26 protein-coding genes and 1 other RNA gene are annotated in these 25,440 nt (G+C 40.6%); 14 read left to right on the forward strand and 13 right to left on the reverse strand.

Translation table 11 applies throughout. The annotated features are described in order from the left end of the window. Positions 1–106: 106 nt before the first annotated feature. From rny to D0S24_RS19570, 4 genes are all read right to left on the reverse strand, one after another. Positions 107–1,672 carry a ribonuclease Y gene (gene rny / locus D0S24_RS19555; RefSeq protein WP_117021522.1) on the reverse strand — a complete coding sequence of 522 codons (1,566 nt, stop codon included), beginning with the start codon at positions 1,670–1,672 and terminating at the stop codon, positions 107–109. A gap of 53 nt (positions 1,673–1,725) precedes the next feature. Then, positions 1,726–1,835: non-coding RNA, 6S RNA (ssrS, locus tag D0S24_RS19560), on the reverse strand. Positions 1,836–1,889: 54 nt separating this feature from the next. Beyond that, positions 1,890–2,186 carry a cell division protein ZapA gene (locus D0S24_RS19565; RefSeq protein WP_117021523.1) on the reverse strand — a complete coding sequence of 99 codons (297 nt, stop codon included), beginning with the start codon at positions 2,184–2,186 and terminating at the stop codon, positions 1,890–1,892. A 14-nt stretch (positions 2,187–2,200) separates the two neighbouring features. Then, positions 2,201–2,491 carry a hypothetical protein gene (locus D0S24_RS19570; RefSeq protein ID WP_117021524.1) on the reverse strand — a complete coding sequence of 97 codons (291 nt, stop codon included), beginning with the start codon at positions 2,489–2,491 and terminating at the stop codon, positions 2,201–2,203. Between the two features lie 296 nt (positions 2,492–2,787). Here D0S24_RS19570 and D0S24_RS19575 point away from each other — a divergent pair, with 296 nt between their 5' ends. The 4 genes from D0S24_RS19575 (at position 2,788) to D0S24_RS19585 (ending at position 7,827) form a co-directional block, all read left to right on the forward strand. Continuing rightward, positions 2,788–4,476 (forward strand): M23 family metallopeptidase, encoded by a 1,689-nt coding sequence (locus tag D0S24_RS19575; RefSeq protein WP_117021525.1) that lies wholly within the window; start codon positions 2,788–2,790, stop codon positions 4,474–4,476. Further along, positions 4,430–6,886, forward strand: a complete 2,457-nt coding sequence (locus D0S24_RS19580; protein ID WP_117021526.1) for a carboxypeptidase-like regulatory domain-containing protein — start codon at positions 4,430–4,432, stop codon at positions 6,884–6,886. The genes D0S24_RS19575 and D0S24_RS19580 overlap by 47 nt, the downstream gene beginning before the upstream one ends. Positions 6,887–7,008: 122 nt before the next feature. Further along, positions 7,009–7,155 carry a hypothetical protein gene (locus tag D0S24_RS21205; protein ID WP_181938144.1) on the forward strand — a complete coding sequence of 49 codons (147 nt, stop codon included), beginning with the start codon at positions 7,009–7,011 and terminating at the stop codon, positions 7,153–7,155. Between the two features lie 18 nt (positions 7,156–7,173). Beyond that, positions 7,174–7,827 (forward strand): hypothetical protein, encoded by a 654-nt coding sequence (locus tag D0S24_RS19585; protein ID WP_117021527.1) that lies wholly within the window; start codon positions 7,174–7,176, stop codon positions 7,825–7,827. Here D0S24_RS19585 and D0S24_RS19590 read toward each other — a convergent pair. Then, positions 7,824–8,972, reverse strand: coding sequence for a cysteine desulfurase family protein (locus D0S24_RS19590; protein ID WP_117021528.1), 1,149 nt, complete (start codon positions 8,970–8,972; stop codon positions 7,824–7,826). The two genes, D0S24_RS19585 and D0S24_RS19590, sit on opposite strands and share 4 nt — an antisense overlap. A gap of 134 nt (positions 8,973–9,106) precedes the next feature. Between D0S24_RS19590 and D0S24_RS19595 the strand changes: the two genes are divergently transcribed. Continuing rightward, positions 9,107–9,616, forward strand: a complete 510-nt coding sequence (locus tag D0S24_RS19595) for a hypothetical protein (RefSeq protein WP_117021529.1) — start codon at positions 9,107–9,109, stop codon at positions 9,614–9,616. On the opposite strand, the gene D0S24_RS19600 is transcribed toward D0S24_RS19595, so the two are convergent. Together D0S24_RS19600 and D0S24_RS19605 are read right to left on the reverse strand one after the other, a co-directional pair. Beyond that, complete coding sequence (locus tag D0S24_RS19600) at positions 9,617–10,165, reverse strand: Smr/MutS family protein (RefSeq protein WP_117021530.1); 549 nt, start codon at positions 10,163–10,165, stop codon at positions 9,617–9,619. After that, entirely contained in the window at positions 10,165–10,362 is a 198-nt protein-coding gene (locus tag D0S24_RS19605; RefSeq protein WP_117021531.1) for a hypothetical protein, read from the reverse strand. Before D0S24_RS19605 ends, D0S24_RS19600 begins: the two co-directional genes overlap by 1 nt. Positions 10,363–10,421: 59 nt before the next feature. On the opposite strand from D0S24_RS19605, the gene D0S24_RS19610 reads away from it, so the two are divergent. Genes D0S24_RS19610 through D0S24_RS19625 form a run of 4 tightly spaced genes read left to right on the forward strand, consistent with a single transcriptional unit; the run spans position 10,422 to position 11,798 of the window. Next, the gene (locus D0S24_RS19610; protein ID WP_251795845.1) at positions 10,422–10,724 is read left to right on the forward strand and encodes a DUF2752 domain-containing protein; all 303 of its coding nucleotides are present in this window, start codon (positions 10,422–10,424) and stop codon (positions 10,722–10,724) included. An 8-nt stretch (positions 10,725–10,732) separates the two neighbouring features. Further along, a complete protein-coding gene (locus tag D0S24_RS19615) occupies positions 10,733–11,071 on the forward strand; it encodes a CCC motif membrane protein (RefSeq protein ID WP_117021532.1) in 339 nt (112 codons plus the stop codon). A gap of 33 nt (positions 11,072–11,104) precedes the next feature. Further along, positions 11,105–11,401 (forward strand): CD225/dispanin family protein, encoded by a 297-nt coding sequence (locus D0S24_RS19620; protein WP_117021533.1) that lies wholly within the window; start codon positions 11,105–11,107, stop codon positions 11,399–11,401. 10 nt (positions 11,402–11,411) lie between these two features. Further along, positions 11,412–11,798, forward strand: a complete 387-nt coding sequence (locus D0S24_RS19625) for a DUF2752 domain-containing protein (protein WP_181938145.1) — start codon at positions 11,412–11,414, stop codon at positions 11,796–11,798. A 55-nt stretch (positions 11,799–11,853) separates the two neighbouring features. Here D0S24_RS19625 and rocD read toward each other — a convergent pair whose 3' ends face one another. Both rocD and D0S24_RS19635 read right to left on the reverse strand, forming a co-directional pair. Continuing rightward, the gene (rocD, locus tag D0S24_RS19630) at positions 11,854–13,134 is read right to left on the reverse strand and encodes an ornithine--oxo-acid transaminase (RefSeq protein WP_117021534.1); all 1,281 of its coding nucleotides are present in this window, start codon (positions 13,132–13,134) and stop codon (positions 11,854–11,856) included. A gap of 268 nt (positions 13,135–13,402) precedes the next feature. Beyond that, positions 13,403–14,875, reverse strand: coding sequence for a sulfatase (locus D0S24_RS19635; RefSeq protein ID WP_117021535.1), 1,473 nt, complete (start codon positions 14,873–14,875; stop codon positions 13,403–13,405). A gap of 210 nt (positions 14,876–15,085) precedes the next feature. On the opposite strand from D0S24_RS19635, the gene rlmD reads away from it, so the two are divergent. The 3 genes from rlmD to D0S24_RS19650 are packed head-to-tail and all read left to right on the forward strand — an operon-like array spanning position 15,086 to position 17,836. Further along, on the forward strand, positions 15,086–16,501 hold the full coding sequence (gene rlmD, locus D0S24_RS19640; RefSeq protein WP_117021536.1) for a 23S rRNA (uracil(1939)-C(5))-methyltransferase RlmD: 1,416 nt from the start codon (positions 15,086–15,088) through the stop codon (positions 16,499–16,501). Between the two features lie 11 nt (positions 16,502–16,512). Continuing rightward, a complete protein-coding gene (locus D0S24_RS19645) occupies positions 16,513–17,043 on the forward strand; it encodes a DUF6452 family protein (RefSeq protein ID WP_117021537.1) in 531 nt (176 codons plus the stop codon). Further along, positions 17,024–17,836 carry a DUF6048 family protein gene (locus tag D0S24_RS19650; protein WP_117021538.1) on the forward strand — a complete coding sequence of 271 codons (813 nt, stop codon included), beginning with the start codon at positions 17,024–17,026 and terminating at the stop codon, positions 17,834–17,836. The genes D0S24_RS19645 and D0S24_RS19650 overlap by 20 nt, the downstream gene beginning before the upstream one ends. Before the next feature lie 251 nt (positions 17,837–18,087). On the opposite strand, the gene D0S24_RS19655 is transcribed toward D0S24_RS19650, so the two are convergent. Next, positions 18,088–19,251 (reverse strand): class I SAM-dependent RNA methyltransferase, encoded by a 1,164-nt coding sequence (locus D0S24_RS19655; protein ID WP_117021539.1) that lies wholly within the window; start codon positions 19,249–19,251, stop codon positions 18,088–18,090. A 90-nt stretch (positions 19,252–19,341) separates the two neighbouring features. On the opposite strand from D0S24_RS19655, the gene D0S24_RS19660 reads away from it, so the two are divergent. Next, on the forward strand, positions 19,342–20,013 hold the full coding sequence (locus D0S24_RS19660) for a ZIP family metal transporter (protein ID WP_117021540.1): 672 nt from the start codon (positions 19,342–19,344) through the stop codon (positions 20,011–20,013). Beyond that, positions 20,014–20,442: a DUF4268 domain-containing protein gene (locus D0S24_RS19665; protein WP_117021541.1), complete on the forward strand. Its 429-nt coding sequence runs from the start codon at positions 20,014–20,016 to the stop codon at positions 20,440–20,442. Here the strand turns inward: D0S24_RS19665 and D0S24_RS19670 are convergent. From D0S24_RS19670 to D0S24_RS19680, 3 genes are all read right to left on the reverse strand, one after another. Further along, positions 20,439–21,056 carry a PAQR family membrane homeostasis protein TrhA gene (locus tag D0S24_RS19670; protein WP_117021542.1) on the reverse strand — a complete coding sequence of 206 codons (618 nt, stop codon included), beginning with the start codon at positions 21,054–21,056 and terminating at the stop codon, positions 20,439–20,441. The genes D0S24_RS19665 and D0S24_RS19670 overlap by 4 nt on opposite strands. 128 nt (positions 21,057–21,184) lie before the next feature. Then, entirely contained in the window at positions 21,185–23,143 is a 1,959-nt protein-coding gene (locus tag D0S24_RS19675; RefSeq protein ID WP_181938146.1) for a plastocyanin/azurin family copper-binding protein, read from the reverse strand. A gap of 16 nt (positions 23,144–23,159) precedes the next feature. After that, positions 23,160–25,061 carry a family 16 glycoside hydrolase gene (locus tag D0S24_RS19680; RefSeq protein WP_117021543.1) on the reverse strand — a complete coding sequence of 634 codons (1,902 nt, stop codon included), beginning with the start codon at positions 25,059–25,061 and terminating at the stop codon, positions 23,160–23,162. Between the last annotated feature and the right edge of the window lie 379 nt (positions 25,062–25,440).

Consider the following 25,440-nt stretch of genomic DNA (forward strand, 5'->3'; position numbering starts at 1 on the left):
TTAAGGCTCTAGCGTGACACCTAGCGCCAGCGAGTATAAAAAAGTCTGTCCAAAGAATGATAGCTAGAATCATTCTTTGGACAGACTTTAAAAAATTACCTATTTTTTATTTAGCTACGTTTACTGCTCTGGTTTCCCTAATGACCGTAACTTTCACCTGACCGGGATAGGTCATGTCCGTTTGTATTTTTTGGGAAATTTCAAAAGAAAGTTCGGCCGCTTTGTCATCGCTCACTTTATCACTTTCCACAATAACCCTTAATTCCCTTCCTGCCTGGATGGCGTAGGCCTTTTGCACTCCACCGAACCCGAAGGCGATATCTTCCAAATCCTTTAATCGCTGGATGTATGAATCCAATACTTGTCTTCTTGCCCCTGGTCTTGCCCCGCTAATGGCATCACATACCTGCACTATCGGCGCAATAAGTGTCTTCATTTCAATCTCGTCATGGTGGGCACCAATGGCATTGCACACATCGGGCTTTTCACCAAATTTTTCTGCCCATTGCATACCAAGAATGGCATGTGGGGTCTCAACGTCCGCCTCGGTATTTGGAACCTTTCCAATATCGTGCAATAGACCGGCACGTTTGGCCAATTTTGGGTTTATTCCCAACTCGGCCGCCATTACACCGCACAATTTGGCCACTTCCCTGGAGTGCTGTAGGAGGTTCTGTCCATAGGATGATCGGTATTTCATTCTACCCACCGCCTTGATCAATTCTGGATGAAGACCGTGGATCCCTAGATCGATTACCGTACGTTTACCTATTTCAACAATTTCTTCCTCTATCTGCTTTTCTGTCTTCTTAACAATTTCCTCAATTCTTGCCGGATGTATCCTTCCATCCGTTACCAGTTTATGCAATGACAAACGTGCAACCTCCCTGCGCACGGAATCAAAACAGGAAAGGATAATGGCCTCTGGTGTATCATCTACAATGATCTCTACCCCTGTAGCCGCTTCCAAGGCCCTAATGTTTCGCCCTTCACGTCCTATAATCCTACCCTTAACATCATCGGACTCCAAATTAAAGACGGAAACACAATTTTCCACTGCCTCTTCCGTACCTATACGCTGAATGGTGTTGATAATGATTTTTTTAGCTTCTTGTTGGGCAGTAAGCTTGGCTTCTTCCACTGTGGTCTGTATGTAGGCCATAGCATCGGATTTAGCCGTATCCTTAAGGGACTCCAACAATTGCGATTTGGCCTCCTCGGCGGACAGTCCTGAAATTACCTCCAGCTGTTGCACTTGGCTTTTGTGAAGTTTTTCAAGCTCGGATTGTTTCTTTTCCAAGAATTCGCTCTTGTAATCTACCTCTTTCAGCTTAATTTCTAGCTGCTCTCCCAATTTCTTCCCTTTAGCAAGTTCACTACTTACCTGGGATTCCTTATCCCTTATCCGTTTTTCTGCCTCTGAAATTTTCTTATCCTTATTGATAATGACCTTCTCGTGCTCCGCTTTTAGTTCCAAGAACTTTTCCTTGGCCTGAAATATTTTATCCTTCTTAACATTTTCCCCTTCAATATTGGCCTCCTTAATTATATGTGCCGCCTCTTTTTTTGCGCTGGCAATGGTTTTGGAAGCCTTGCCCTTTTCCAAAAATTTCGCAATGGCAAATCCAATTCCCAATCCGACCAATCCTATTATAATTGCTATACTATCCATATTTATATTGAAAATTATTTATAAAAAAGCCCACATTGATGGAAGATTTGTACAAACCCCGATAAACAGGTTTAGGGCTACCAGACTGCTCAAGGATCCTTATACAAGTAAGGCCTGCTTTTACAATCTAAACTCACCCTTTTCAAACAAATTAGTGTTGAGTTTGTCAAAAATTAATTACCAATGTGGGCAGTAACTTTGTTTATTTTAAAGAACGTTATTTCATCCCCAGCTTGGAACTGACCAACATATCCAGTGCTTTTAGTCGCTCTGCAGCTTCTTTTACACCTTCGGAATGGTCTATTCCCTTTTGCTCAATCTTAGAGGCAAACTGAAGTGCGCACATGGCCAGCACATCCTGTTTATCCCTAACGGCATAATTTTGCTCAAATTTCTTTGCCAACTGTTCTATATTCTTAGCCGCCTTTCTTAGGCCCTCCTCCTGTAAAGGATCAATTGTTAAGGGATATACCCTGTCTGCTATAGAAAGCTTGATTTTGAGCTTTTCTGCCATATTGTTCGATTACACTATTCTGAAAGTTGGGCAATGCAATGGTCCAACTCCCTAATCAATGTGTTTATTTTAAGCTTAGCTTCGGTCTTATTCGTATCACTACCCAACATAGAACTCGCTAATTTAAGTGAATTGTATTTTTCCTGCCATTCATTAACCGAAACCCTTGTAGCTTCATGCTCACTTTTTACGGCAACCAATTCTTCTTCCAATTTTATGTTGGTATGGTGCAAAAGCTCCAGCTTGTGCAACAACTTACTAATTTTATTTTCTAAAGAATCAACAATATCTACCAATTCACTCATTTGCAAATATCAATGCATTTTACACAAAGTTAACACACCTCTTCATACTTAGCAATTCTTTTTTCATTTATTCTTAAAGTGACCTACCAGAGGCCAACACAAGAGACATCAAGCGGAAAACCTGAAAACATTTCGACGCCCTTGTCCGAAGACTTTAAACCATACTTAGTGGGTAAAAGTTATAACTTCAATTTAAGAAAAATAATTATCCCTTTTTAAGTATTGAACTTATATAACACCGACTTTTTTTTGAATTAGAACCGTATTAATTACTTTCGTACCAAGTTAACACATCTATGAAAGGTTTTATCTTAGGATTTTTTCTATTTACCTCAATGTTTTATGGACAAGCGCCATATCCGAAGGATTTTTTTCGTCCTCCCTTGGATATTCCGATAGTGCTATCCGGAACTTTCGGAGAACTGCGCTCCAACCATTTTCATGCAGGCATCGATATAAAAACGCAACAGCGACAGGGATTAGCCGTATACTCCATTGGTGAGGGCACGGTGACCAGAATAAAAGTTTCGGAATGGGGATATGGAAAAGGACTTTATATTGCCCATCCCAATGGGTACACTTCCGTCTACGGGCATCTCCAAAAGTTTTCCCCCGAGATTGAAGCTTATGTAAAGCAAGTACAATACCAAAAAAAATCCTTTGAAGTAGAAATATTTCCTGAATTTTCGGAACTTAAGGTCCAGAAAGGGGATCTTATTGCCTATACGGGAAATACCGGGGGATCTGCCGGACCCCACCTACATTTTGAAATTAGGAACAGTGCCTCTGAAATGCCGACGAATCCGCTTCTATTTGGAATAGAGGTAAGGGATGCTACAGATCCCACTTTGTTGGGTGTTTATGCCTATCCCCTTTCCGGGAAAGCCCAGGTAAATAAAAGTGAGAAAAAAATAAAACTGAAATACCATAGACAAAGTGATGGCACCTATCTTGCCGACAAGGTAACTGCCATTGGCACTATTGGATTCGGAATAAATGCATTTGATCGTCAGGACCTCGCTGCCAATCAAAACGGGATCTATTCCGTAAAACAAATAGTGAACGGGAAATTATATACCGATTTCAATTTTGAGACATTCTCATTTACGGAAAGTAGGTATATAAACACTTTAATAGATTACGACCATTACAGTACCTATAGGGAGAGGATTCAAAAGTGCTTTAAGGATGAAAGCAATCTTTTGGGGATTTATAGGACCATCTACAATAGTGGAAAACTTGAGGTAAGCGAAGGGCTGTCCTATAATGTGGAAATCCATATTTATGATCTTGCCGGTAACCTTACCAAATTGGTCATACCAGTAGAAGGAAAACTTGAAGAAATTATAATTCCAAAAATTGAAGAAAAAACGGAAAACTTTATAATTGCAAAAAGGCCTAACAATTTTGATTTGGGTGCCGCAAAAGTGTACTTTCCGGCCAATACGTTCTATGACAATTTTTATATTGACCTAAAGAATGGCGCGGATACCGTTACTATTCACAATAACAAAGTACCCGTACATAGAAACTTTACCATAACCTTTGATGTCTCAAAATATTCGGACGAGGAAAGAAAACAACTGTTCATCGGGAGATTGAACAATAATGGATCTGTAAATTATGCCTCTACCTATAAACGGGGCACCACCTTTACAACAAGGACCAGGGATTTGGGCACCTATACCTTGGCCAAAGATAGTATAGCCCCCCAGATTGGACCACAAAATTTTAAAGATAAACAGTGGCTTACCAATTACAGTTATCTAAGCTTAAAAATTACGGACGACCTAAGCGGAATAGACACCTACAATGCAACGCTTAATGGGGAATGGATACTTTTGGAATATGAGCCAAAGACCAATACCATAACCTATAATTTTGATGATCTTATATTGGACAAAAAACAATGTGATTTGAAGGTAGTGGTTACCGATAATGTTGGCAATAGCAGTACTTTCACAAGTACTTTTTACAGAAAATGAAGCATTGAGACTTTTTAAACTATTTTTTCTTGTCGTATTAACATCTTCGACTACCATTCTAAACGCACAAACGGCCATCATAACCGGTGTGGTTTTTACCGAAGACCGAACGCCCTTGCCCAATGTGAACATTACATGCGATAACCAAGGAACCTTTTCCGATGTGAACGGGTTTTATATATTGGAAATTATAGCGGACCGGGAAACAACAATAACCTTTTCCCATCTAGGAAACGAAAAGTTGATCATAAAGGATTTAATTCTTAATACCAATGAGAATTATGAGTTTAACCCTGTTCTAAGAAATGAGGCCATACGTATTGCCGAGGTGCTGGTAACCCCTGTAGGTGGTAGGTACGCTGAAGGAATCACAACTATCCCATCGGATATTGTCCGGAATACCCCAGGACCCAATGCGGGGGTTGAGAATATCTTAAAGCTATTGCCAGGGGTTTCCTCCAATAATGAGCTTAGTACCCAGTACATGGTAAGAGGGGGCAATTTTGACGAAAATTTGCTGTATGTCAATGATATAGAAATTTATAGGCCCTTTCTAATACGTTCAGGACAACAGGAAGGCCTAAGTTTCATTAATAGTGATATGGTGGAAAACCTGCAATTTTCCGCAGGAGGCTTCCAAGCCAAATATGGGGATAAACTTTCTTCCGTTCTGGATATCAGCTATAAAAAACCAGTTACTTTCGGACTTAAAATAAGTGCCACCCGTCTAGGGACCTCCACTACATTGGAAAGCGTATCCAAGAACAAAAAGTGGTCCTCACTAACCAGCATCAGGTCGCGGGACAACAGCTTACTGCTGCATAGCCAGAATACCAATGGTAACTACGACCCCTCTTTTTTTGATATACAACAATATACCACCTACCTATTTTCCAACAAATTTCGAATTAGCTACCTAGGAAATATTTCGATCAACAATTATAGAAACCAACCGTTTACCAGACAGACCCGCTTTGGGACACTGGATGATATAAAAACGTTAACGGTCTATTATTCGGGAAGTGAAAAAAACCGGTACAACACCAATCTAAATGCCCTGAAAGCAGAATACCGACCCAATGATAATACCACTTTAAAACTTATTTCCTCCCTGTATTTTAATAGGGAGCAAGAATATTCCGATCTAATATCCCAATATCGGCTTAATGATTTGGAAACAGAACTTGAGGACGATATTGAATGGGAGCCTACCCCCATAAAGGGATTGGCCACACAATACAATAAGGCCGGAAATACGTTGGATGCAAAAATCATCAATTTGGAACATAAAGGAATCCACACCAAAGATGGTAGGGTCGTTTCTTGGGGACTCAAATACGAACACACCTATATTAGGGATCAAATTTGGGAATCGGAATCCATGGACTCTCTGCAATATATGGTTCCCTACGAGGGTATTTTTGGTCAGAATTCCATAAACACCAATAAACTCTCCGGATTTACCCAATATAGCCATAGGACCCAATGGAACGACCATAATATTTACTACAATATTGGTGTCAGGGCCAGCCATTGGGGAGTGAGTGGCAAAAACCTTAGGAATAGCCCCCATACCATATTTAGTCCCAGGGTACAATTATCCATTAAGCCCAACTGGACCAAGGATATGCTGTTCCGACTCTCAGGGGGAGTCTACCAACAACCTCCAATGTACAGGGAACTTAGAGGTAGGGATGGTAGTATCAACCCTAAAGTGGAGGCCCAAAAATCCTATCATATTGTATTTGGAAACCAATACAGTTTTAAATTGTGGCAAAGTCCGTTCACTTTAACCGGCGAAGCCTATTGGAAAAAAATGACCCATGTAAACCCCTATACCTTAGAGGATGTCCGTATACGATATGCGGCCCAAAACAATGCGAAAGCTTATGCCTATGGGGCCGAATTACGGTTAAACGGCGCCTTTGTTCCGGGTACGGAATCTTGGTTCAGTTTAGGCTACCTCAAAACAGAGGAAAACATTAATGAACGGGGATATATTTCTAGGCCTACGGACCAACGCTTAAAAGTCGGTATTCTCTTTCAGGACTACATGCCAGAGGTCCCTGACCTAAAAATGTATCTGAACCTGATTTATAATACCGGTCTTCCAGGAGGTTCCCCTAGCTATACGGACCCCTACCTTTATCAAAATAGATTAAGGGATTATAAACGTGCAGATTTGGGAATTTCCTATATTTTTGCAGGAGCCAATAAATTTAACGACAAAATTCCATTTTTAAGGATCTTCAAGGATCTAAGTGGCGGCTTTGAAATATTTAATCTGTTCAACAACCAGAATTCCATAACCAACACTTGGATCAGGGATCTGGTAAACGGACAACAATTTGCAGTACCCAATTTTATGACCGGTCGTATTTTAAATATTAAAATCGAGATGCGTTTTTAAAAGGAAGAATAAGTTTAAACCTCAAAATTGACGGGCACATAGGGAGCATAAAATTTTTAAGTCCCAATGGGGGAAGTGTCCCCCTCAACTATGAGCGGTATAATGAAAACAAATAACAATAGATGAAACGAGCATTAAAAAATTTAAAAATTCCTTCGGATCCCGATCACTGTTGGAAGGAGATGTTTAAAATTTTTAATGCGAGAACGGAGCGGAGCGAAGAGGTTACACACGTTCTCAATTTTTTTAATTACCTTAAAAACAATTAATTATAAAAATTTAAACGTGTGAAAAATATTCTTATAATTATATTCACTTTTATCTGCCTGGGTGTATCCGCACAAAAGAACATTTATGAAAGTGAAAAGTTTGATGAATTGAGCCAAGACCACAACAGTCTGGCCATTATTCCATTCTTGACCAATTTGGAATTGAAAGATGAAATATCCAGTGCTGAATTAAAAGATTTGAAAGAGAAGGAAGGATATGCCGTACAGGACGCCCTGGAAACTTATTTCTCCAAAAGAAAAAAGAAAAAGAAATTTTCCGTGGAGTTCCAAAATACAAAAAACACCAATGCCATCTTAAAACAAAATGGAATTTCATACGACAATATTGATGTTTACGGCGTAAAGGAACTTGCACAAATTTTGGGAGTTGATGGCATTATAAGTGGCACTTTGGACTTAAATGTACTGTTATCCAAAGGTGTTCCTACAGAATTCAGCCTTCTTGATTATATTAACGGCGATGCCAACTACGGTAGAATAGGAGTAAAGATAAGTGACGGAATTACTGGTAAATTACTCTGGAAATATGAAAAACAAATCAATAAGAAGTCCGGAAAAAATACTACAGACCTTATAGATCTCATGATGAAACTGGCTTCCAGAAAATTTCCTTACGACAGGGAACGTCCCCGGGATCGAAAAAAGAACTAATCGGAACCAAATTCCCTTAACACCTCAACCACGTAATCCAATTCCGCTTTGGTATTATATTTTGAGAAAGAAAATCGCAAAGAAGGTTTTTCCATATCCGCATCCGAAAGTATTTCCGCAAGAACGTGCGAACCAATATCGCTGCCGGACTGGCATGCACTACCCTTGGAACAGGCTATGCCCTTTAGATCCAAATGAAACAATAGCATCAGTGCCTTTTCAGGATCAAAAGGGAGGCGCACGTTCACAAGGGTATAGGTACCTCTTTCCATGTCCCCGGAAAGACCATTAAAGGCCACACCGGGAATTACTTTGGATATTTTTTCTATAAAATATCTTTTTAGCTCCGTCACATAATTCCTTTCCTCTTCCAAGTGGTCATAAGCGGCCTTAAAGGCCTCCTCCAAACCTACAATATTATGATAGGGTTCCGTTCCGGCCCTAAAACCACGTTCCTGTGACCCACCAAAAATCAGAGGCTTAAAACCTGAGTTCCTTTTAATATAGGCAAACCCGACTCCCTTGGGACCATGAAACTTATGTGCCGCAGCTGTCAAGAAATGGGCATTGGCTTTCTGTACATCCCATGGGAAATGGCCAATGGACTGCACCGTATCGGAATGGAACAAGGCATCATTTTCCATACATAGTTTGCCTACGGCCGTTATGTCCACAATATTTCCGATTTCATTGTTCACGTGCATCAAGCTCACCAATTTCTTACTACCATCCCTTTTCAGTAGTGACTCCAAATGGGATAGGTCCGGATTACCATTACTATCCAACTCCACAAACAAAAGTTCAACACCATATTCTTGGGAAAGTGCCTGTGCCGTATGTAAAACGGCATGATGTTCAATCTTGGAGGTGATCAAAGTTTTTACCCCTAGGTCCCTTACACTACATCTAAGAATCATATTGTCCGCTTCGGTACCTCCCGAAGTAAAGATTATCTCCGATGGATGCGCATTTAAGTACTTAGCGATGGTTTTTCTTGCCTTTTCAATAGCCGTTTTGGCTGTCCTACCAAACCCGTGGGAAGAAGATGGATTGCCATAGCAATTGGCCAAGGCCTCCTGCATTTTTGAGATGACTTCCGGTCTAACCTGAGTGGTTGCCGCACTATCCAAATAAACCTTTTTCATTAAAAAATAAATCAAATTAAAAACTTTCCCAACTCAGGAAAAGTGCACCAAAATTACTTGAAATAAAGTTAATTTCCTGCAAAATGCTCATAAACCTCTAGGATTATAACCTTTATTTCGATTAAATTTGGGGCATGAAAAATCTCCTGACTTTCCTATTGTGCCTAGCCCTTTATTCATGCGATGATGGGGATCTACAAATTGAAACTATCAATTTTGACGATAGCAACATTGCATATTGTGGCAGTTCGGTTACAACTAGCAGCACTTTATTTTTTAAAATTGTGGGCAGTGAGGCCTTAATACTAAGGGTGCCAAGTGGAACCCTTAAAAACGAGGCATCCGATGGCGAAGTTGAATATCCCATTTCCAGTAACACAACCCTAGCCTATCGCATTTTTTCAGATAATGTTACCAATGCCTATTTTTGTGAGGAAATTCCAGTAACGGAACCTACGGTAATCCAAGAAATTGAGGCAGAAGGTGGGTCCGTACTTATAACCACTACGGCAATAGTTGATGGCGAAAGCACTTCTTACGAACACAGCATAAGATTGAGCGGGATTACCTTTATCAACAGTTCCAATAATCAACGGATCACGGATCTAAGAATAAACGAATTTGGAACCGTTACAACCAATTGATCACGGGGTGCTCTGAAAAAAATACACTTCCGTAGCTCCCAAACCGTATTTCTGGTAGTCCGCATCATAATACTTTGCGTTTTCGTACCGCTTCAACAGAAAATATAGTTCCTCCTTTAAAATACCTTCCCCTACTCCGTGGATCAACACCACCTTTTGTATCTTTTTGCGAATGGCGAAATCCAGTTGACGTTTGGCCGTACCCAATTGAAGGTTCAATATTTCAAAATTGGTCATTCCCTTTGAAGAAGGTGTCAGTTTATCGATATGCAGGTCAACTTCCATCAACGGGGCATTACGCTCCTTGGGCCTTAATTTCTTATTGGACCTTTTCTTTGAGACTTCTTTCTCCGCCTTTATTCTGGCTACCTCAAAATTGGACACTTTAATAACATTGTAGCCGGTAACCTTCAATAATTCAGCAGCCGTATATTTCAACAAGAACCCGTCTATACTTTCCACAGTAATTTGTCCGCCGTTTATTTTTACCACAACTCCTTGAACAATATCATCGATGGCCTCAACCTGATCCCCTACCTTAAAATCCATTAGTCATTTTCTTTATCTTTTTCCTCATCCCCATAATGTTCCATACTCCATAACTGTGTGGTCTTGTAAAGCCCAAACATTAGAAGGGCAATTCCAGTGGCCAAGGCATATTCCTCATGCATGAACCGATCTCCCAAGCCCGCAATTCCAGCACCTAGCAGTATCAATACCAAATAAAACGTCCGTTTCGTTTTCATTGCATAAAAATAATAGTATTTTTCGGTAAAGAATTATATTAGCACTTTAAATAATTACAATGGCCATTCCCATGGAACTGGAAAATTATATGCTGCCCTGTATGAACAAGCAGATTTTTGGTATTGAGTGTCCGGGATGCGGAATTCAACGCTCCATTTCCTATTTGTTTGAAGGTCATTTTATTGAAGCCCTAAAGATGTATCCCGCAATTTACACCCTGATATTTCTATTGGGTTTCATTGGTGCCTCCCTATTGGTCAATATCAAAAATTCCTTCAAGATCAAAATTTATCTTCTATACCTAAACGCCGGAATCATCATTGTAAGTTATATTTACAAAATGGTTCATCTAATACATTAAACAAAAATATGGAACAACAAAAACTACCCAACGCAACCCTAATCCTGGTTTTCGGGATTATTTCAATAGTTACCTGCTGCTGCTATGGAATTATTGGACTGATATTTGGTATAATAGGCCTTATCCTGGCAAAAAAAGCTACCATGATCTACGCAGTAAACCCCAGTATGTATGAGGGGTACAACAATGTTAAGTTAGGCAAAACCTTATCGATCATAGGGATAGTTTTAAATATTCTGGTAATCTTCTTTTTCATATGGATCATCTCCATTATTGGTTGGGACGCCTTACAGAACGAGGAACTGATGAGGGAAAGAATGGAAGATTATTTTCAAAACCTTCAATAATTTTTATATCGATCAATTTAATCAAGCTTTTTTATGGAGAATTACCCAAACCGTCCCAAACCGAACAACTATCTGGTTTTAGCCATTATCAGTACGGTATTCTGTTGCCTTATTCCGGGCATAGTAAGTATTGTGAATGCAGCCAAGGTAAATGAGGCCTATGCCCTTGGCCAGTATGAACAGGCAGAAAGAGCCTCTAAAAATGCAAAAACTTGGGCAATTGTCGGTATTGCCATAGCCGGCCTGTTTTGGCTTTTATATATCGCTTTTTTTGGCTTGGCCATCTTTGGTATTTTTGGTGGTTTAATGAATGCGGGTGATTTCCAGTAAAAAGAAAATATTGGGAAACTTACTATTGGGAGTGGTATTCTTTGGAATACTGCTCCTTTATTTTTTCAACAACCCCAGTAATTCCGACCACTTTCCCCAATGTCCGTTTTATATAGCCACAGGCTATTACTGTACAGGATGTGGAAGCCAGAGGGCATTGCACGATTTGCTACACTTGGATATAATGGGTGTGGCCAAACACAACCTTCTATTTATTCCTGCATTTTTATTGATTGCCTATCATTGGGTCCGTACTTATGCCCCCTTAAAGGGCAAAGAAATTTTACCTGATGTAATTTATCACCCCAAAACACCATTGGTACTATTTATAATAATTATCCTGTTCACTATTTTTAGGAATGTAAATATATACCCTTTTACTCTTTTGGCTCCATAATAATAAGGCCTGCCATAAAATCATTATCCCAAAACCATACTGAACTGAAGGAATATTATTTTTCAAACTTCCTTAGCGTTTGTATTATAATATCGACACACTCCATAAGTTGTTCCCTGTTCATCACCAAAGGAGGTGCGAACCTGATAATATTTCCATGTGTCGGTTTTGCCAAAAGACCGTTATCCCTTAATGCCAAACAAATATCCCATGCGGTTGAGCTATCTTCGGTATCGTTTATCAGAATGGCATTTAATAAGCCTTTACCCCTGACAGCCTTTACTATATTACAAGTTGGTATAAACTTATTGAGCTCTTCCCTGAACAGCACCCCCAATTGATAGGCGTTTTCTGCCAGCCTTTCTTCCCGGACTACCTCAAGGGCCGCTATGCCCACTGCCGCTGCCACTGGGTTACCGCCAAAAGTACTGCCATGGCTTCCAGGCTTTATTACTTCCATGATATCGTCATTGGCCAAAACCGCGGAGATAGGGTAAGCCCCTCCTGAAAGGGCCTTTCCCAAAATCAATATATCCGGTTTCACCTCGGGCGTCCCGCTGCAGTGCCTGTCGGGACAGTTACAATTACCACATGTAGCCAATAATTTGCCCGTACGGGCTATTCCCGTCTGCACCTCGTCCGCAATGAAAAGTACATTGTACTTTTTACATAGTTCCAATGCCTTGGCAAGGTAGTCTTCCGAAGGTACATATACTCCGGCCTCTCCCTGAATGGGCTCCACCAAAAATCCTGCAATATTCCTATCGCTTTCCAAAACTTCTTCCAGAGCGTTTAGATTATCGTATTCAATCTTAATAAAACCTTCCGTATAGGGGCCATAATTTTTACGGGCAATAGGATCATTGGAAAATGAGATGATGGTGGTAGTACGTCCGTGAAAATTATTTTCACATACAATAATCTGCGCCTGGTTTTCTGCAACTCTCTTTTTCTCGTAGCCCCATTTTCTACAGATCTTAAGGGCAGTTTCCACCGCTTCGGCCCCGGTATTCATGGGCAACAACTTATTGTAACCAAAGGTTTGCGCGGCCAACTTCTCAAATTTTCCCAGCATATCATTGTAAAAGGCCCTGGATGTCAAGGTCAGCGTTTGTGCCTGATTTATCATGGCATTGACTATTTTGGGATGACAATGCCCTTGGTTTACCGCTGAATAAGCGGACAAAAAGTCGTAATATCTTTTTCCTTCAACATCCCAAACAAAAACTCCCTCTCCCCTACCCAAAACAACAGGTAGCGGATGATAGTTGTGCGCTCCATATTTTTCCTCCAATGCCATAGCATCCTTAGAAGATAACTTTTCCAAAACCGACATGATTAAATAACTTTTAAATAAACTTTAGCAATTCCTTCTTGGGGAGAGAAATCATCCATCCATAGCAGAGACCGCAAATTACGAATTGTAACTTGCATCCTAAAATTTTATGGGATTGATTTCTGAGAGGAAAAACCTGCCGGTCCCTCTTTTATTTGAAAACTGGCACATAGGGCAACTATAGCCCAAAAAGGAGTTTTTAGGTGCGATGAACACCTGCAACACCATACATTTAGAAGGAGATTTGGTGTGCTAGCCAACCCAAACTTCATTGCTTACTTGGGCCATAATCCAATCCAAGCTTATTATCCCTTACCGAATTCAGTTTTCCCTGCAACTTCCTTTGCATTTCTTCAATTACATGTCCATAAGCCGGATTATTGGCCAGATTGTTATACTGTTTGGCATCGTGCTCCATATCAAAAAGTTCCTTGCCGGCTCCCGCATCTTCGTCATATTGAATATAGGCCCATTTATGGTTTCGCAACAAAAAAGACTTGCCTCCTTGGCTTACGGAAAAAGCAAAATCCCTAACTTCCGATTGGGGATCATCCAAAGTCTTTACAAGACTTTTTCCCTGTAATTCCTTGGAGGCCTCCAACCCTGCCAGTTCGGCCAAGGTGGGATACAGATCCAAAAGTTCTGAAAAGGAATTACAAACCGCTGCTGCCTTTCCCGGTACTTTGATGATCAAGGGAACCCTGACCGATTCCTCATGAAGGCTTACTTTCATCCAAAAACGGTGCTCCCCCAAATGAAATCCGTGATCAGAAGTAAAAACAACAATGGTATTATCCTCCAAACCTTCCTCCTTTAAGGTATTTAAAATCTTTCCCACCTGTGCATCCATATAGGCAACGGATGCATAGTACCCGGCTACGGCCTTTTTTTCCTGCTCTTCGGACATTTCACCATTTACACTGGTAACGTAGTTAATTCCCCGGGCAGGAATGTCGTCCCAATCGTTTTCCACTTTAGGGGGCAATACCATTTCTTGGTGCGGATATGGTTCAAAATACTTCTTTGGAGCAACAAAAGGTACATGGGGCCTTACCAGGCCGACCGCTAAAAAGAAAGGGGTTTCCTTATGCTGTCTAATAAGTTGTACCGCCTTTTCTGCAGTTTTGCCATCGGAATGTATCAAATCGTCCCCATCTGCCTTTACGATGGTCATCACATTTCCGCCTTTTCTAGGCTTTAGCCCATAGGGATTGTTCTGTACCCGTTCTGCCTCCCCCACGGCAGTCCATTCCGGTCCCTGACTGTTAAATCTTTCGGTCCAGGAAGCCTCATCATCCTGACCGTTGGAACCTGTTTCTATGTCTATAGGTACGCCCATATGATAAATCTTACTTACCCGTGCCGTATAGTATCCGTTCTCCTTAAATAATTGTGAAAGTGATTTACGTGAAGGCCCCACCTTATCCCTTCCACTGACATATCCGTAGGTCGTAGTAGCATTGGGGTAATAGCCGAACATTAAAGATGCCCTTGAGGGCCCACAAACCGGATATTGGGTGTAGGCCCTGGTATACTTGGTTCCTTGAGATGCCAATTGATCAATATTAGGGGTATGCGAGGCTTGGTTTTCATAAGATGAAACTGCGGTAGCCGTTAGGTCATCGGCAATTATGAAAAGAACATTTGGTTTTTTGGCACCACTTTTTTTTGTGGTTTTGTTCTGCTGGGCTTCCCCTAAAAAAAAGCACAAAAAAGATAAACAAAAGAGTATTTTTCCCATTTAAAACATAGTTTTAAGATTCGTCAATTGAATAGCAGCAGACCCTTTGGGGTATTATTTAATTCATTCCCTCGCCAATCCGAAACCGTAATGATATAAATGGGTCGTTCCGCATTAAGATTCGGAGTTGGAATTACGAATCTAATAAATACAAATAAGACTCTGTTAAAAAGCTAGATAAATCCTAAAAAATTCTCCTATTTTTGCCCCATGGGCAGAAAGAATACAAGACAAGTTTTTGAAAACGTAGAAGTAGTTGATGCAGGAGCCAAAGGCAAGACCATTGGAAAGGCGCCGGACGGACGGGTAATATTCTTGATTAATACTGTCCCAGGAGATGTGGTGGATGTTATGACCACCAAAAAAAGAAAGGCCTATTTTGAAGGGGTAGCCACCAAATTCCATTCTTTTTCCAATAAAAGAACCAAACCGGTATGTGAGCATTTTGGGGTTTGTGGCGGTTGTAAGTGGCAGGATATGGACTATGCACACCAACTGTTCTATAAGCAAAAGGAGGTAGAGAACAACCTACGTAGAATTGGCCATTTGGAATTGCCGAAGACCAATACCATCCTGGGCTCTAAAAAACAGTATTTCTATAGGAACAAGATGGAATTTTCTTTTTCGGATAGTCGGTGGTTAACGTTGGAAGAAATTAAATCCGACAGGGAAATTGACGATAAAAACGCTCTGGGGTTTCACATCCCAGGTATGTGGGACAAAATATTGGACATTAAAAAATGTCATTTACAGGAAGATCCTTCCAACGCCATTAGGTTGGAAATAAAGGATTTCGCCATAAAGAACGATCTTTCTTTCTTCAATCCCAGAAACCAATGGGGCATGCTGCGTACAGTAATGATACGCACCTCCTCTACCGGGGAAATTATGGTCATGATCCAGTTCTTTGAGGATAATTTGGAAAAAAGGGAATTATTGATGCATCATTTGGCAGCCACTTTTCCAGAAATAACCTCCCTGTTATATGTCATCAATCAAAAACAGAACGACACCATATACGACCAAAAAATCATATGTTTTTCGGGAAGGGACCATATTTTTGAGGAAATGGAAGGCCTGCAGTTTAAAATAAATGCCAAATCATTTTATCAAACCAACTCGGAACAGGCATATGAACTTTACAAAGTAACCCGGGATTTTGCCGAACTTAATGGAAATGAATTGGTATATGACCTTTACACCGGTACGGGGACCATTGCCCAATTTGTAGCCAAAAAGGCCAAAAAAGTTATAGGCATAGAAGCAGTTCCCGAAGCTATAGCGGACGCCAAGGCCAACGCCAGGAGAAATAAAATAGATAATGTTGAATTTTTTGTAGGGGATATGAAGAATGTCTTTACTCCTGCCTTTATAAAGGAGCACGGTAGGCCAAACCTAATTATTACCGATCCCCCCAGAGATGGTATGCACGCGGCCGTTGTGCAGCAAATACTATCCATTGCTCCGGAAAAAGTAGTATATGTTAGCTGTAATAGCGCTACACAGGCCAGGGATCTGGAAATGATGAAGGAGGATTATGAAATATTAAAAGTGCAGCCTGTTGATATGTTTCCACAAACCCATCATGTTGAAAATGTTGTACTTTTAAAAAAAAGGGCCAAATAGTCCATTCAAAAATGAGAAAATTCCAGACTGCAATATTGGTTATAATTATATTTATCAGCGTAGGGGCCTGTGAAAAAGATGATATCTGTATAGACGGGGTCACCCCTTTGCTAGTGATACGGTTTTATGATGTGGACAACCCTACCGCATTGAAAAAGGTTACCAAATTTAGAATTGTGGGAGTTGGCCAGAATACAACGGTCACCACGGTATCCGACAGAACCGACTTGGATTCCATTGCCATTCCGTTAAAGGTGGCAGAAAACACTACAGGTTTTTATTTTATCCGCAATTCTTCAGATGTAGAGGCCACTAATTCCAGCGGAGACACAATTACTGTTGAAGGAGGGGATCTGGATACCTTATACTTGAATTATAATAAGATAGATAAGTTTGTTTCCAGGGCCTGTGGGTATATTGCCAATTATGAAGATGTAAGTAGTGATTTAAAAATGGAAACGGATAATTGGATAAAGGACATTGAGATTGTAACCCCATTGGTAGAAAATTCAACAGCGGCCCATGTTAAAATATTTCATTAATAGTTTTCTATTTTTCGCCATTTTTTTGGGATATTCCCAAAGCAAGCCCATTGACCTGCAGCCAAAAGATACGGTGGCCCACACCGACCCCTATGGTATTAGGGTAGGAATAGATCTTAGTCGCCCCTTAATTTCATTTTTCAATGATGACTACCAAGGACTTGAAATTGTTGGGGATTATAGGATTACCAACAGACTTTATGTGGCAGCTGAACTGGGTAATGAAAAGAATACCAAACAAGAGGACCTATACAATTTTACTACCTCTGGAAGCTACCTAAAACTTGGTGTGGATTATAATACCTACGGCAATTGGTACGGTATGAACAATTCAATACATGTAGGGGGGCGCTACGCCTATAGTACCTTTAACCAAACGTTGAACAATTATAAGATATTTGATACTAACCGATATTGGAACGATCCGGAATATCAAATAAATCCTGACCCCAATGCCATTAATGATTTTCCCTGGGGCTCGGAGGTAGCCCAAGAATTTAGCGGACTTAATGCCAGCTGGCTGGAAGCCGTGCTGGGTGTAAAGGCCGAACTCTTCGCCAACATTTATTTAGGGGCCAGCGTCCGCATTGGGTTCCTGGTAAGCAACAAGGAACCGGACAACTTTAGAAACCTATGGATCCCAGGATTCAACAAAGTTACCGACGGGAGTAAATTTGGCGTGGGTTACAATTATTCCATCACCTATTTTATACCGCTCTACAAAAAAGCCAAAAAAATTCAGGAAGAGGAAGAAAAGAAACCGCCCATGGAAGAAAAACCTACAGCTCCCTAAAACCCCTTAAGAAAAATCCATTTCATTATTAGTTTCCCTCCCGATTGCATTTTTACGGCACTGGATTTGGGTGCCAATACACTTGCGGCCACTCCCCGGCCATAAACGCCAAGACCAGGGTATTGAGGGACAATTACATTGCAAGTAATATTCTGGCCGCAACAAACAAAATGGCGAACCCTAGAAAATTCAAGATGAGGGCTTTGTATTTTTGTTTCAAATTTCTGTACTTTTAAATAATTGGATTTTAACTATTCCTCTTTGTTAAACTTGGCCTTCTTACTGCCCTCGTACATTACATATTTTACCAATCGTGACTCCAAATGGCTATTATAGACCTTGATCTTCCTTGAAGGACGGAGTCCCACAAACTTTAAGGCCTCCAGGTTGGATGTAATGAACCAGGCATCCGTTCCCTGGTAATTTCTTTTTAATGTATTCCCTATTTCGGTATAAAATTCCTCCATTTCAATATCCAATCGCTCGCCGTAAGGTGGATTGAATACCATATGCAAGTGATTGTCCGTGAATTTTTCCGTATCAAAAAAGTTTTTCCTTTCCACGGTTATGTAATCGGATAAATTGGCATTGACAATGTTATCCTGGGCCTTTCTTACTGCAGAGGGTGCCTTGTCATATCCCATGAGCTTATGATGAAATTCCCGGGTCCTATTAAGACTACTATCTACAATTTTTTCAAAAAGATCGGCATCAAAATCGTGCCATTTTTCAAAGGCAAATTCCTTCCTATTAATGTTGGCAGGAATATTACAGGCAATCATGGCCGCTTCAGTAAGTAAAGTGCCGCTACCACACATGGGGTCCAAAAAATCACATTGTCCGTCCCATCCACTTAACAACAAAAGACCGGCTGCCAATACCTCGTTTATGGGAGCGATATTGGTGGCAGTCCTGTACCCCCGTTGATGTAGGGATCTCCCGGAAGAATCCAGGGCCACATTGCACTGATTGTTCTGGATATGGATATTGATCCTAACATCAGGGAATTTTATATCTACATCCGGTCTACTGCCATCCGTATCCCTAAACTTATCCACTATGGCGTCTTTTGTTTTTTGGGAGACATATAAGGAATGGGTAAAATTTTCGCTGTTCACCGTGGCATCTATGGCAAAGGTCGTGGAGGTGGACAGATAATCGAACCAATCCATGGCATAGATCTTTTTGTAGAGATCGTTTTCATCCCTAACATGAAATGAATGAATGGGTTTAACTATTTTTATCGCAGTCCGCAAACAAAGGTTTGCCTTGTACATGAAACCGGTATCGCCCTCAAAAAAAACGCTCCGGACCCCTTCTTCAACATTTCCCGCACCTAGGTTACGGAGTTCTTTGGCCAAAATTTCTTCAAAACCGAACATGGTCTTGGCCACCATTTTAAAATTATTGTTCATATCTACCTTTAAGAATAACGCAAAAATACGTTAATTTTAGCCCTTATTAGCCAATATGGTAATTTTGTAGAATACCAGAACCATTCCTAAATGAAATATGTATTACCCATTCTTGGCGTATTGCTAAGTTTTATATTTGTGTACTTCACCAAACCAAAAAACAAGGAAGTCTTTAAACTGCTCCTTGCTTTCAGCGGGGCTTTTTTACTGGCACTTACCGTATTTGAACTGTTCCCTGAAGTTTATGGCAGTGCAGCACCAAAAACGGTAGGGGTATTTATAATGCTGGGGATCCTGCTCCAGATTTTTCTAGAATTTTTTTCCAAGGGAGCCGAACATGGACATGTTCATTTAGACCCCGAAAAGTCTGATTTTCCGTGGATGCTTTTCATTAGCTTATGTATCCATTCCCTGCTTGAAGGGTTGCCTATAGAAAATCACGGCACTATTCTATACGGAATTTTGATCCATAAAATTCCAATAGCCATCATCCTTAGCATATTTTTATTAAGCTCCAAGATAAAGTTATCCTCTGCCCTATTCTTTATTGTACTATTTTCCTTGATGACACCCATAGGCACCTACATTGCTGCCAATTATGAGATTGTCCAAACCTATGCCGTCTTCCTGAACGCTTTGGTTATTGGCGTTTTCCTGCATATTTCGACTGTTATTTTGTTTGAAAGTTCGGAAGCCCATAAGTTTAACCTGCGAAAATTGGTGGTCATAATATTGGGTATCGCAATAGCTTATTCCCTATAAATGTTCAGCAGGGACGAAGCCAAAAAGTTAAGGCAGGAATTCTGGATTTCCTTCGGCAAATCCTTTCCCAGAAAATGGATTCTGTACAATACCGGTATTAAGGATTGTTCCTTTAAATTTCATTTCGATTTAAAGAGTGCCATGGTATCTATGGATATTGAAAATCAGGATTTGGAAAAACGGCTGGAATTATGGGAAAAAATAATCTCCCTGCAATCGCTTTTTAAAGACGAATATTTACCTGAAGCCCTGTTTCAGGATACGGTTTTCCTAAAAAACGGCAAGGAAATCTCCAGGGTCTCGGTAAGCTTGGAACATGTTTCCATTCACAATAAAAACACCTGGCAAATGACCATGGAGTTTTTAAAGGAAAACATGGCCAAATTTGAAGATTTCTTTAAAGAATATGAAGATATTATTCGTCCTTAAACCACATCGATCAAAATAAAAAACCAATGGCTGATGGCACCTCCCAGTACAAACAAATGCCAGATAAAGTGGTTATAAGGGATTCTCTCCATAGCGTAAAAAACAATTCCCAAGGTATAAAAAGCACCTCCTAGAAAAAGCACTCCCAGACCAACGGTAGAAGTCTTAATCAGTAAAGTATCCAGATCCAATACGATCAACCAGCCCATTATTAAATATAGCAACACTGAAATAAATTCGTATTTCCCAGTATAGAACAATTTCATTACCGTTCCCAAGGCAGCTATTCCCCAAACGGTATAAAACAGTAGCCATCCATTACCTTTGCCCAGCAAAATTAAAGCCACCGGTGTATAGGTCCCGGCAATCAAAAAATAAATGCTGATGTGATCCAATATTCTTAACCCGTTTTTTAAATTGGGATCCCTCACAAGATGGTAGAGGGTAGATGCCGAAAACAGCATCACAATGGAAACACTGTAGACCACAATTGAAAAAGTGGCATAAGTAGTATGCTGTCGGCTATTTTGCAATACCACCACAAAGCCTATCAACCCCAGTACTACTCCAAGGGCATGGGACAGGGTATTCCATTTTTCCTCTTTGGCGTGCATGCCCCAAAATTATACAAATGTTTTTAAAGAGACCTACTCTTGGGTTGAAATTTGATTGTTAAATATCACCGTATTTTAAATACGCAATATGACCAAAAACGACTTTATTATAGTTATACAATATTATCCTATTGCACAATAAGTTTCGCACGCATTATGGAAGAATGCCCTGGAAAGGTACATACAATCCAATATTCTCCGGGCTCCTCGGGCATTTTTACATAAATTGTTTCCGCCGTTTCGGGCTGCATGATGGCCGTATGGTACAATACTAAATCGGTATCCGGAACATAATTATAATCCGGTCCGTCCAATCCCAACATCAAGGCCATTTGCCCCACCTTATCCACCGATTCCTTGCCTTTTTGGGTAATTACCAGGTTGTGCATCATATCATCGTTATTATTAAAGGTAAGCGCTACCTTTGCCCCCCTTTGTACCCTAACTTCCTCCAAATCATACTTCAATCCTGGTTTGGTACCTATCATCAACTTTTGATCGGACCCATTATCCCAATCGGCCGGCATCTTTGTAATTCTTTTGGGTTGGGCAATATTTTTACCCGATTTGACCATAGCTGTCATCTGAGGTGACTTCAATACGCCCCCAGGAACTTCGTTCAGCGTGTAATAACCAGTGTTATGCAGCAATTTCCGACCAGAACTGGAAGTAAGGTCCGGAATTTGTATCTCGTGGATAAAGCCCAAACGCATTCCATGTAACGTTAATTTCACGGATAATCCATCTGCCGAGACCGCTGCCTTGTGTACCATTATCGGCTGTTCTTCCACTATGGGGCTCCCATAGGTATTGTGATATTGGTAGGTAAAACTCTTCATTTGATAGTTGGTCGTATTGCTAGCCAACTTTTTATTGACCGGTTGGGTAAATTCCAATTGAAATCCGTCATCCAATGCTTTCATCGTTTTAATTTCAAAGGGTACTTTCCCCGTCCACTCCAATCTTTGCAGACCATAGGGAGCTTTCCCTGTAGAGGCCCACCCCCTACTGGTCATACCTACGAACATACTGGAATCACTACCCCAGATCATCCGTAATATCCCTGAGGAAAAACCCTCCTTAAATAAGAAGGAAGCACCTTGGTACACCCCATTGACTTTTTCCATAAACACCCTCATAATCTTACTATGCCCTTGGTCGCCAATAAATATCTGGCCCTCAAAGGGGCCAAATTTTCCATTAGTGGTATCATATAGGATATCCGATGTAGAAATCCCTTGTATGGTATGGGGAAACCAGATAGCCGGAGCTTTAAGAGCCGGTACTTTTTTAGCATATTCGTAAAGACTCAAACCAGATTGTTCCTCAATATCTCCCTGTTTCAAACTTAAGGGCGACCGTGGGTCATCTGTCCATCTCAGACCTTCAGGATTACCCGCAAAATCACCTACTTCCAAATGGGTCATCCTTCCTGAACCTACCCAATCCCCTTGGTTTTCAGTATAGAAATAATCGCCTTCAGGACTCACTTGAAAACCCGCTGGCGATCTTAGGCCTGTGGCAATAGGGGTCATTTCCCCTTCCGGGGTTATTTTTAACATCCATCCCCTCCATTTTACTAAACTGGCTCCATGGCCTATCCAGGATAAATTTAAGGTGACCAACATATCCCCATTGGGTAATATTTTTGGTCCATAAGAGTAATCATGGTAATTCCCGGACAAGGGCCAGGTATAGATGGTCTTATAACTATCTGCCTTTCCATCCCCGTTTTTATCATCCAATCTGGTAAGTTCCCCTCGTTGGGAAAGATAAAAACCATTGTCCTTATAGGCCAGGCCCAATGCCTCATGCATGCCATGCGCATATCTCTTATAAACCGGGTTTGTACTGTATGCCCTATCTATTAACCAAACCTCCCCCCTTCTGGTGGACACCCCTAATTTATCATCATCGGTAAAGGCCAGACCTCCTACTTCCAAAACAATGTCCTTTGGGATGGGAACATCCACTATTTTATAATATTCGGATTCCTTTTTGGCCATGTCCGAACTTTCCTGACCCAAGGTAAATTGCATCGCACCCATTAATAATACATAGAATACGGCTTGTCTTAAAATCTGCATAATTGGTTGTTTTGGGTTACCAAATAATATTGTAAGTTATGTTCCCGCTACCTGCGGGTATTCTTAGAAGTAATTCATCCTTTCCATCGGAATGACGGATAATAGGATCTAAGTCGCTATTTCCTAGGAAGTCGACAAAATAGCTTTCATCCTTAACAATAAAGGTACCATCCTCAAGCACATGAATAGATTCCCCTTCGGCAATTTTATGCCAAATATCCTCCTTGCCATTTACGGCGATGTTACGTGTTAGCCCACGACCCTTCTCAGAAGGTATAAATGTATTGCTAATAGACGTTCCTTCTATTTGATGTAGAAATACTGGAATACCGTTGTCCCTAATCTCATACCCAATTTGTTTGTATTTTATATTTGATGGAATACTATCTGGCCAAATCATATCCTTATTTTCCAAGATCATAAAATCCGGATCACCGTGGAAGGCCACGGAAAACCCTTTGGGTACAGCCAATTGATTGGTTCCACGAGAATGCCACATTTGGGTAACATCCAGAAAATCCCCTTCCCATACCTGTAAAATGGACTTCCTACTTAAATCATAGGAGAAGTTTATTTTTTCCGGGGTACCTATCGCAATGCAATGTGTCCTTTTTTCGCCATCATGCATCATAAATCCGCGCTGCATAGTAGGCTCGTCTCCTACATTAATCAATATATCCTCTTCCGCTCCCCTATTGGAAGATCCTAAAGAATTCTTGGCATTCAAGGACATCCTTTGCATTTCAGGCCCCTCTACATCCATTCTAAATCCAGTATTCCAGGGATTGTGCTTATTATAAATAAAAGTGAAGGGCAGTTTCCCTTTTGCCAATTCCACTTCCCCTATCCCAGGGGTCTCCAAACTATAATCCCCATTTAGATCAACTACCGTATCCTGGCCTATAATTAATAGGGCCCCTCCATTGTTTACCCCTACATGAAAGAGATAGGTTCCAGAATTTGGAATATCCATTTGACCATCATACTTTAATATTCTTTGCACCCTATCCCCTGTGACCATTTTGGCAGAAATACTGTCTGCCTTTATATTCCTAACCACAGTAAGGGTATCGAAGCCTGTAATTGAATCCGAATTACTTTCGTATTCGGTCATATACATATCGGTCAAGGTCAATTTTTTATCTTCATACTTTTTATAGATGATGTTTTTTAGGGCAAAGGGACCGTGATCTCCTTGAATCATTAAGGGACCTCTTGCCTTTTCATCTTCATAAGCAGATGACCTAGTAGGACCGGTAACCTCCACATTTTCCTGAATCAACACACCATTCAACCATACCTCTTGGAAACTGGCATTCCTCGTCTTAATACCTGAAGCGTCAAACTTTGGAGCGTGAAATATAATTTTAAAATGCTGCCAAAGTCCGGGCGATTTAGAAGCGTTGACCTTTGGAGGATGTCCTTCAAAATTTTCGTTTCCTTTACCTCGTGCATCGTCCCATCTTTGATAAATTCCTCCCATATCCCCGGATGTTTGTTCCTTAACTCCCCAACTATCCAATAATTGCACTTCATACCTGCCCTGAAAATAAATACCGGAATTGGAGTTGACGGGCATCATCACATCCAGCTCAATTTCGATATCACCATGGTCAAAATTTGTAAAAAGATGACCGTTATTGGTTTCCCCTCTTGGAATATTTGCCAATATCCCCTTACCTGGTAAGGCTTTTAATATCTTGTCTTTATTTCTATCCACGTAGACATCCCCAACAATATTCCAATTATTGGTATCTACCTCAAACATGGACAGATCTTCCAGTTGTAGCTTGGAGAAAGGTAGATAATCCTTTATTTTGATGGGCTCTGTAGTTGTGGCAGCAGTTTCTTTGGTTGGACGATCGCCACATGAAATAAAAATCAGCAATAATCCACTTAAAAACAATGGAGTTTTCATAAAATTGAGGCTTAGGTTAGTTGAAACAGTAGTTTCAAATCTTAAATATATAACTATAAGTTATAAAACTCCCATTTCCCAAACGACATGGCACAAAACACTTTAGTACCATGTCCCCGAACACAGGACATTTGGTCTACGAAAAGGTTTTCGTAACTTCATGAAGTCATTTACAAAAGTTAGCAGCTTGTAGCAATGGATCAATGCCGCAATTGTCCAATGTAACAATTAGTCAATTTGATGACGGGCCGATTTGGAAATGTACCAATGAACCAATTTACCAATGAACCAATTTACCAATGAATCAATGTACCAATTGAACAATGGATCGATGAAACAATTAGGCAATTTGATGATTTGAAGATGGGCCGGTTTGAAA

It is taken from the genome of Arenibacter sp. P308M17, from assembly GCF_003426735.1.
Lineage (GTDB): Bacteria > Bacteroidota > Bacteroidia > Flavobacteriales > Flavobacteriaceae > Arenibacter.

Excerpts from the sequence above, each read along its gene's own strand:
- rny (WP_117021522.1), bottom strand. The coding sequence starts at position 1,672 with ATGGATAGTATAGCAATTATAATAGGATTGGTCGGATTGGGAATTGGA.
- D0S24_RS19565 (WP_117021523.1), bottom strand. The coding sequence starts at position 2,186 with ATGGCAGAAAAGCTCAAAATCAAGCTTTCTATAGCAGACAGGGTATAT.
- D0S24_RS19570 (WP_117021524.1), bottom strand. The coding sequence starts at position 2,491 with ATGAGTGAATTGGTAGATATTGTTGATTCTTTAGAAAATAAAATTAGT.
- D0S24_RS19575 (WP_117021525.1), top strand. The coding sequence starts at position 2,788 with ATGAAAGGTTTTATCTTAGGATTTTTTCTATTTACCTCAATGTTTTAT.
- D0S24_RS19580 (WP_117021526.1), top strand. The coding sequence starts at position 4,430 with ATGTTGGCAATAGCAGTACTTTCACAAGTACTTTTTACAGAAAATGAA.
- D0S24_RS21205 (WP_181938144.1), top strand. The coding sequence starts at position 7,009 with ATGAAACGAGCATTAAAAAATTTAAAAATTCCTTCGGATCCCGATCAC.
- D0S24_RS19590 (WP_117021528.1), bottom strand. The coding sequence starts at position 8,972 with ATGAAAAAGGTTTATTTGGATAGTGCGGCAACCACTCAGGTTAGACCG.
- D0S24_RS19595 (WP_117021529.1), top strand. The coding sequence starts at position 9,107 with ATGAAAAATCTCCTGACTTTCCTATTGTGCCTAGCCCTTTATTCATGC.
- D0S24_RS19600 (WP_117021530.1), bottom strand. The coding sequence starts at position 10,165 with ATGGATTTTAAGGTAGGGGATCAGGTTGAGGCCATCGATGATATTGTT.
- D0S24_RS19605 (WP_117021531.1), bottom strand. The coding sequence starts at position 10,362 with ATGAAAACGAAACGGACGTTTTATTTGGTATTGATACTGCTAGGTGCT.
- D0S24_RS19610 (WP_251795845.1), top strand. The coding sequence starts at position 10,422 with ATGGCCATTCCCATGGAACTGGAAAATTATATGCTGCCCTGTATGAAC.
- D0S24_RS19615 (WP_117021532.1), top strand. The coding sequence starts at position 10,733 with ATGGAACAACAAAAACTACCCAACGCAACCCTAATCCTGGTTTTCGGG.
- D0S24_RS19620 (WP_117021533.1), top strand. The coding sequence starts at position 11,105 with ATGGAGAATTACCCAAACCGTCCCAAACCGAACAACTATCTGGTTTTA.
- rocD (WP_117021534.1), bottom strand. The coding sequence starts at position 13,134 with ATGTCGGTTTTGGAAAAGTTATCTTCTAAGGATGCTATGGCATTGGAG.
- D0S24_RS19635 (WP_117021535.1), bottom strand. The coding sequence starts at position 14,875 with ATGGGAAAAATACTCTTTTGTTTATCTTTTTTGTGCTTTTTTTTAGGG.
- rlmD (WP_117021536.1), top strand. The coding sequence starts at position 15,086 with ATGGGCAGAAAGAATACAAGACAAGTTTTTGAAAACGTAGAAGTAGTT.
- D0S24_RS19645 (WP_117021537.1), top strand. The coding sequence starts at position 16,513 with ATGAGAAAATTCCAGACTGCAATATTGGTTATAATTATATTTATCAGC.
- D0S24_RS19650 (WP_117021538.1), top strand. The coding sequence starts at position 17,024 with ATGTTAAAATATTTCATTAATAGTTTTCTATTTTTCGCCATTTTTTTG.
- D0S24_RS19655 (WP_117021539.1), bottom strand. The coding sequence starts at position 19,251 with ATGAACAATAATTTTAAAATGGTGGCCAAGACCATGTTCGGTTTTGAA.
- D0S24_RS19660 (WP_117021540.1), top strand. The coding sequence starts at position 19,342 with ATGAAATATGTATTACCCATTCTTGGCGTATTGCTAAGTTTTATATTT.
- D0S24_RS19665 (WP_117021541.1), top strand. The coding sequence starts at position 20,014 with ATGTTCAGCAGGGACGAAGCCAAAAAGTTAAGGCAGGAATTCTGGATT.
- D0S24_RS19670 (WP_117021542.1), bottom strand. The coding sequence starts at position 21,056 with ATGCACGCCAAAGAGGAAAAATGGAATACCCTGTCCCATGCCCTTGGA.
- D0S24_RS19675 (WP_181938146.1), bottom strand. The coding sequence starts at position 23,143 with ATGCAGATTTTAAGACAAGCCGTATTCTATGTATTATTAATGGGTGCG.
- D0S24_RS19680 (WP_117021543.1), bottom strand. The coding sequence starts at position 25,061 with ATGAAAACTCCATTGTTTTTAAGTGGATTATTGCTGATTTTTATTTCA.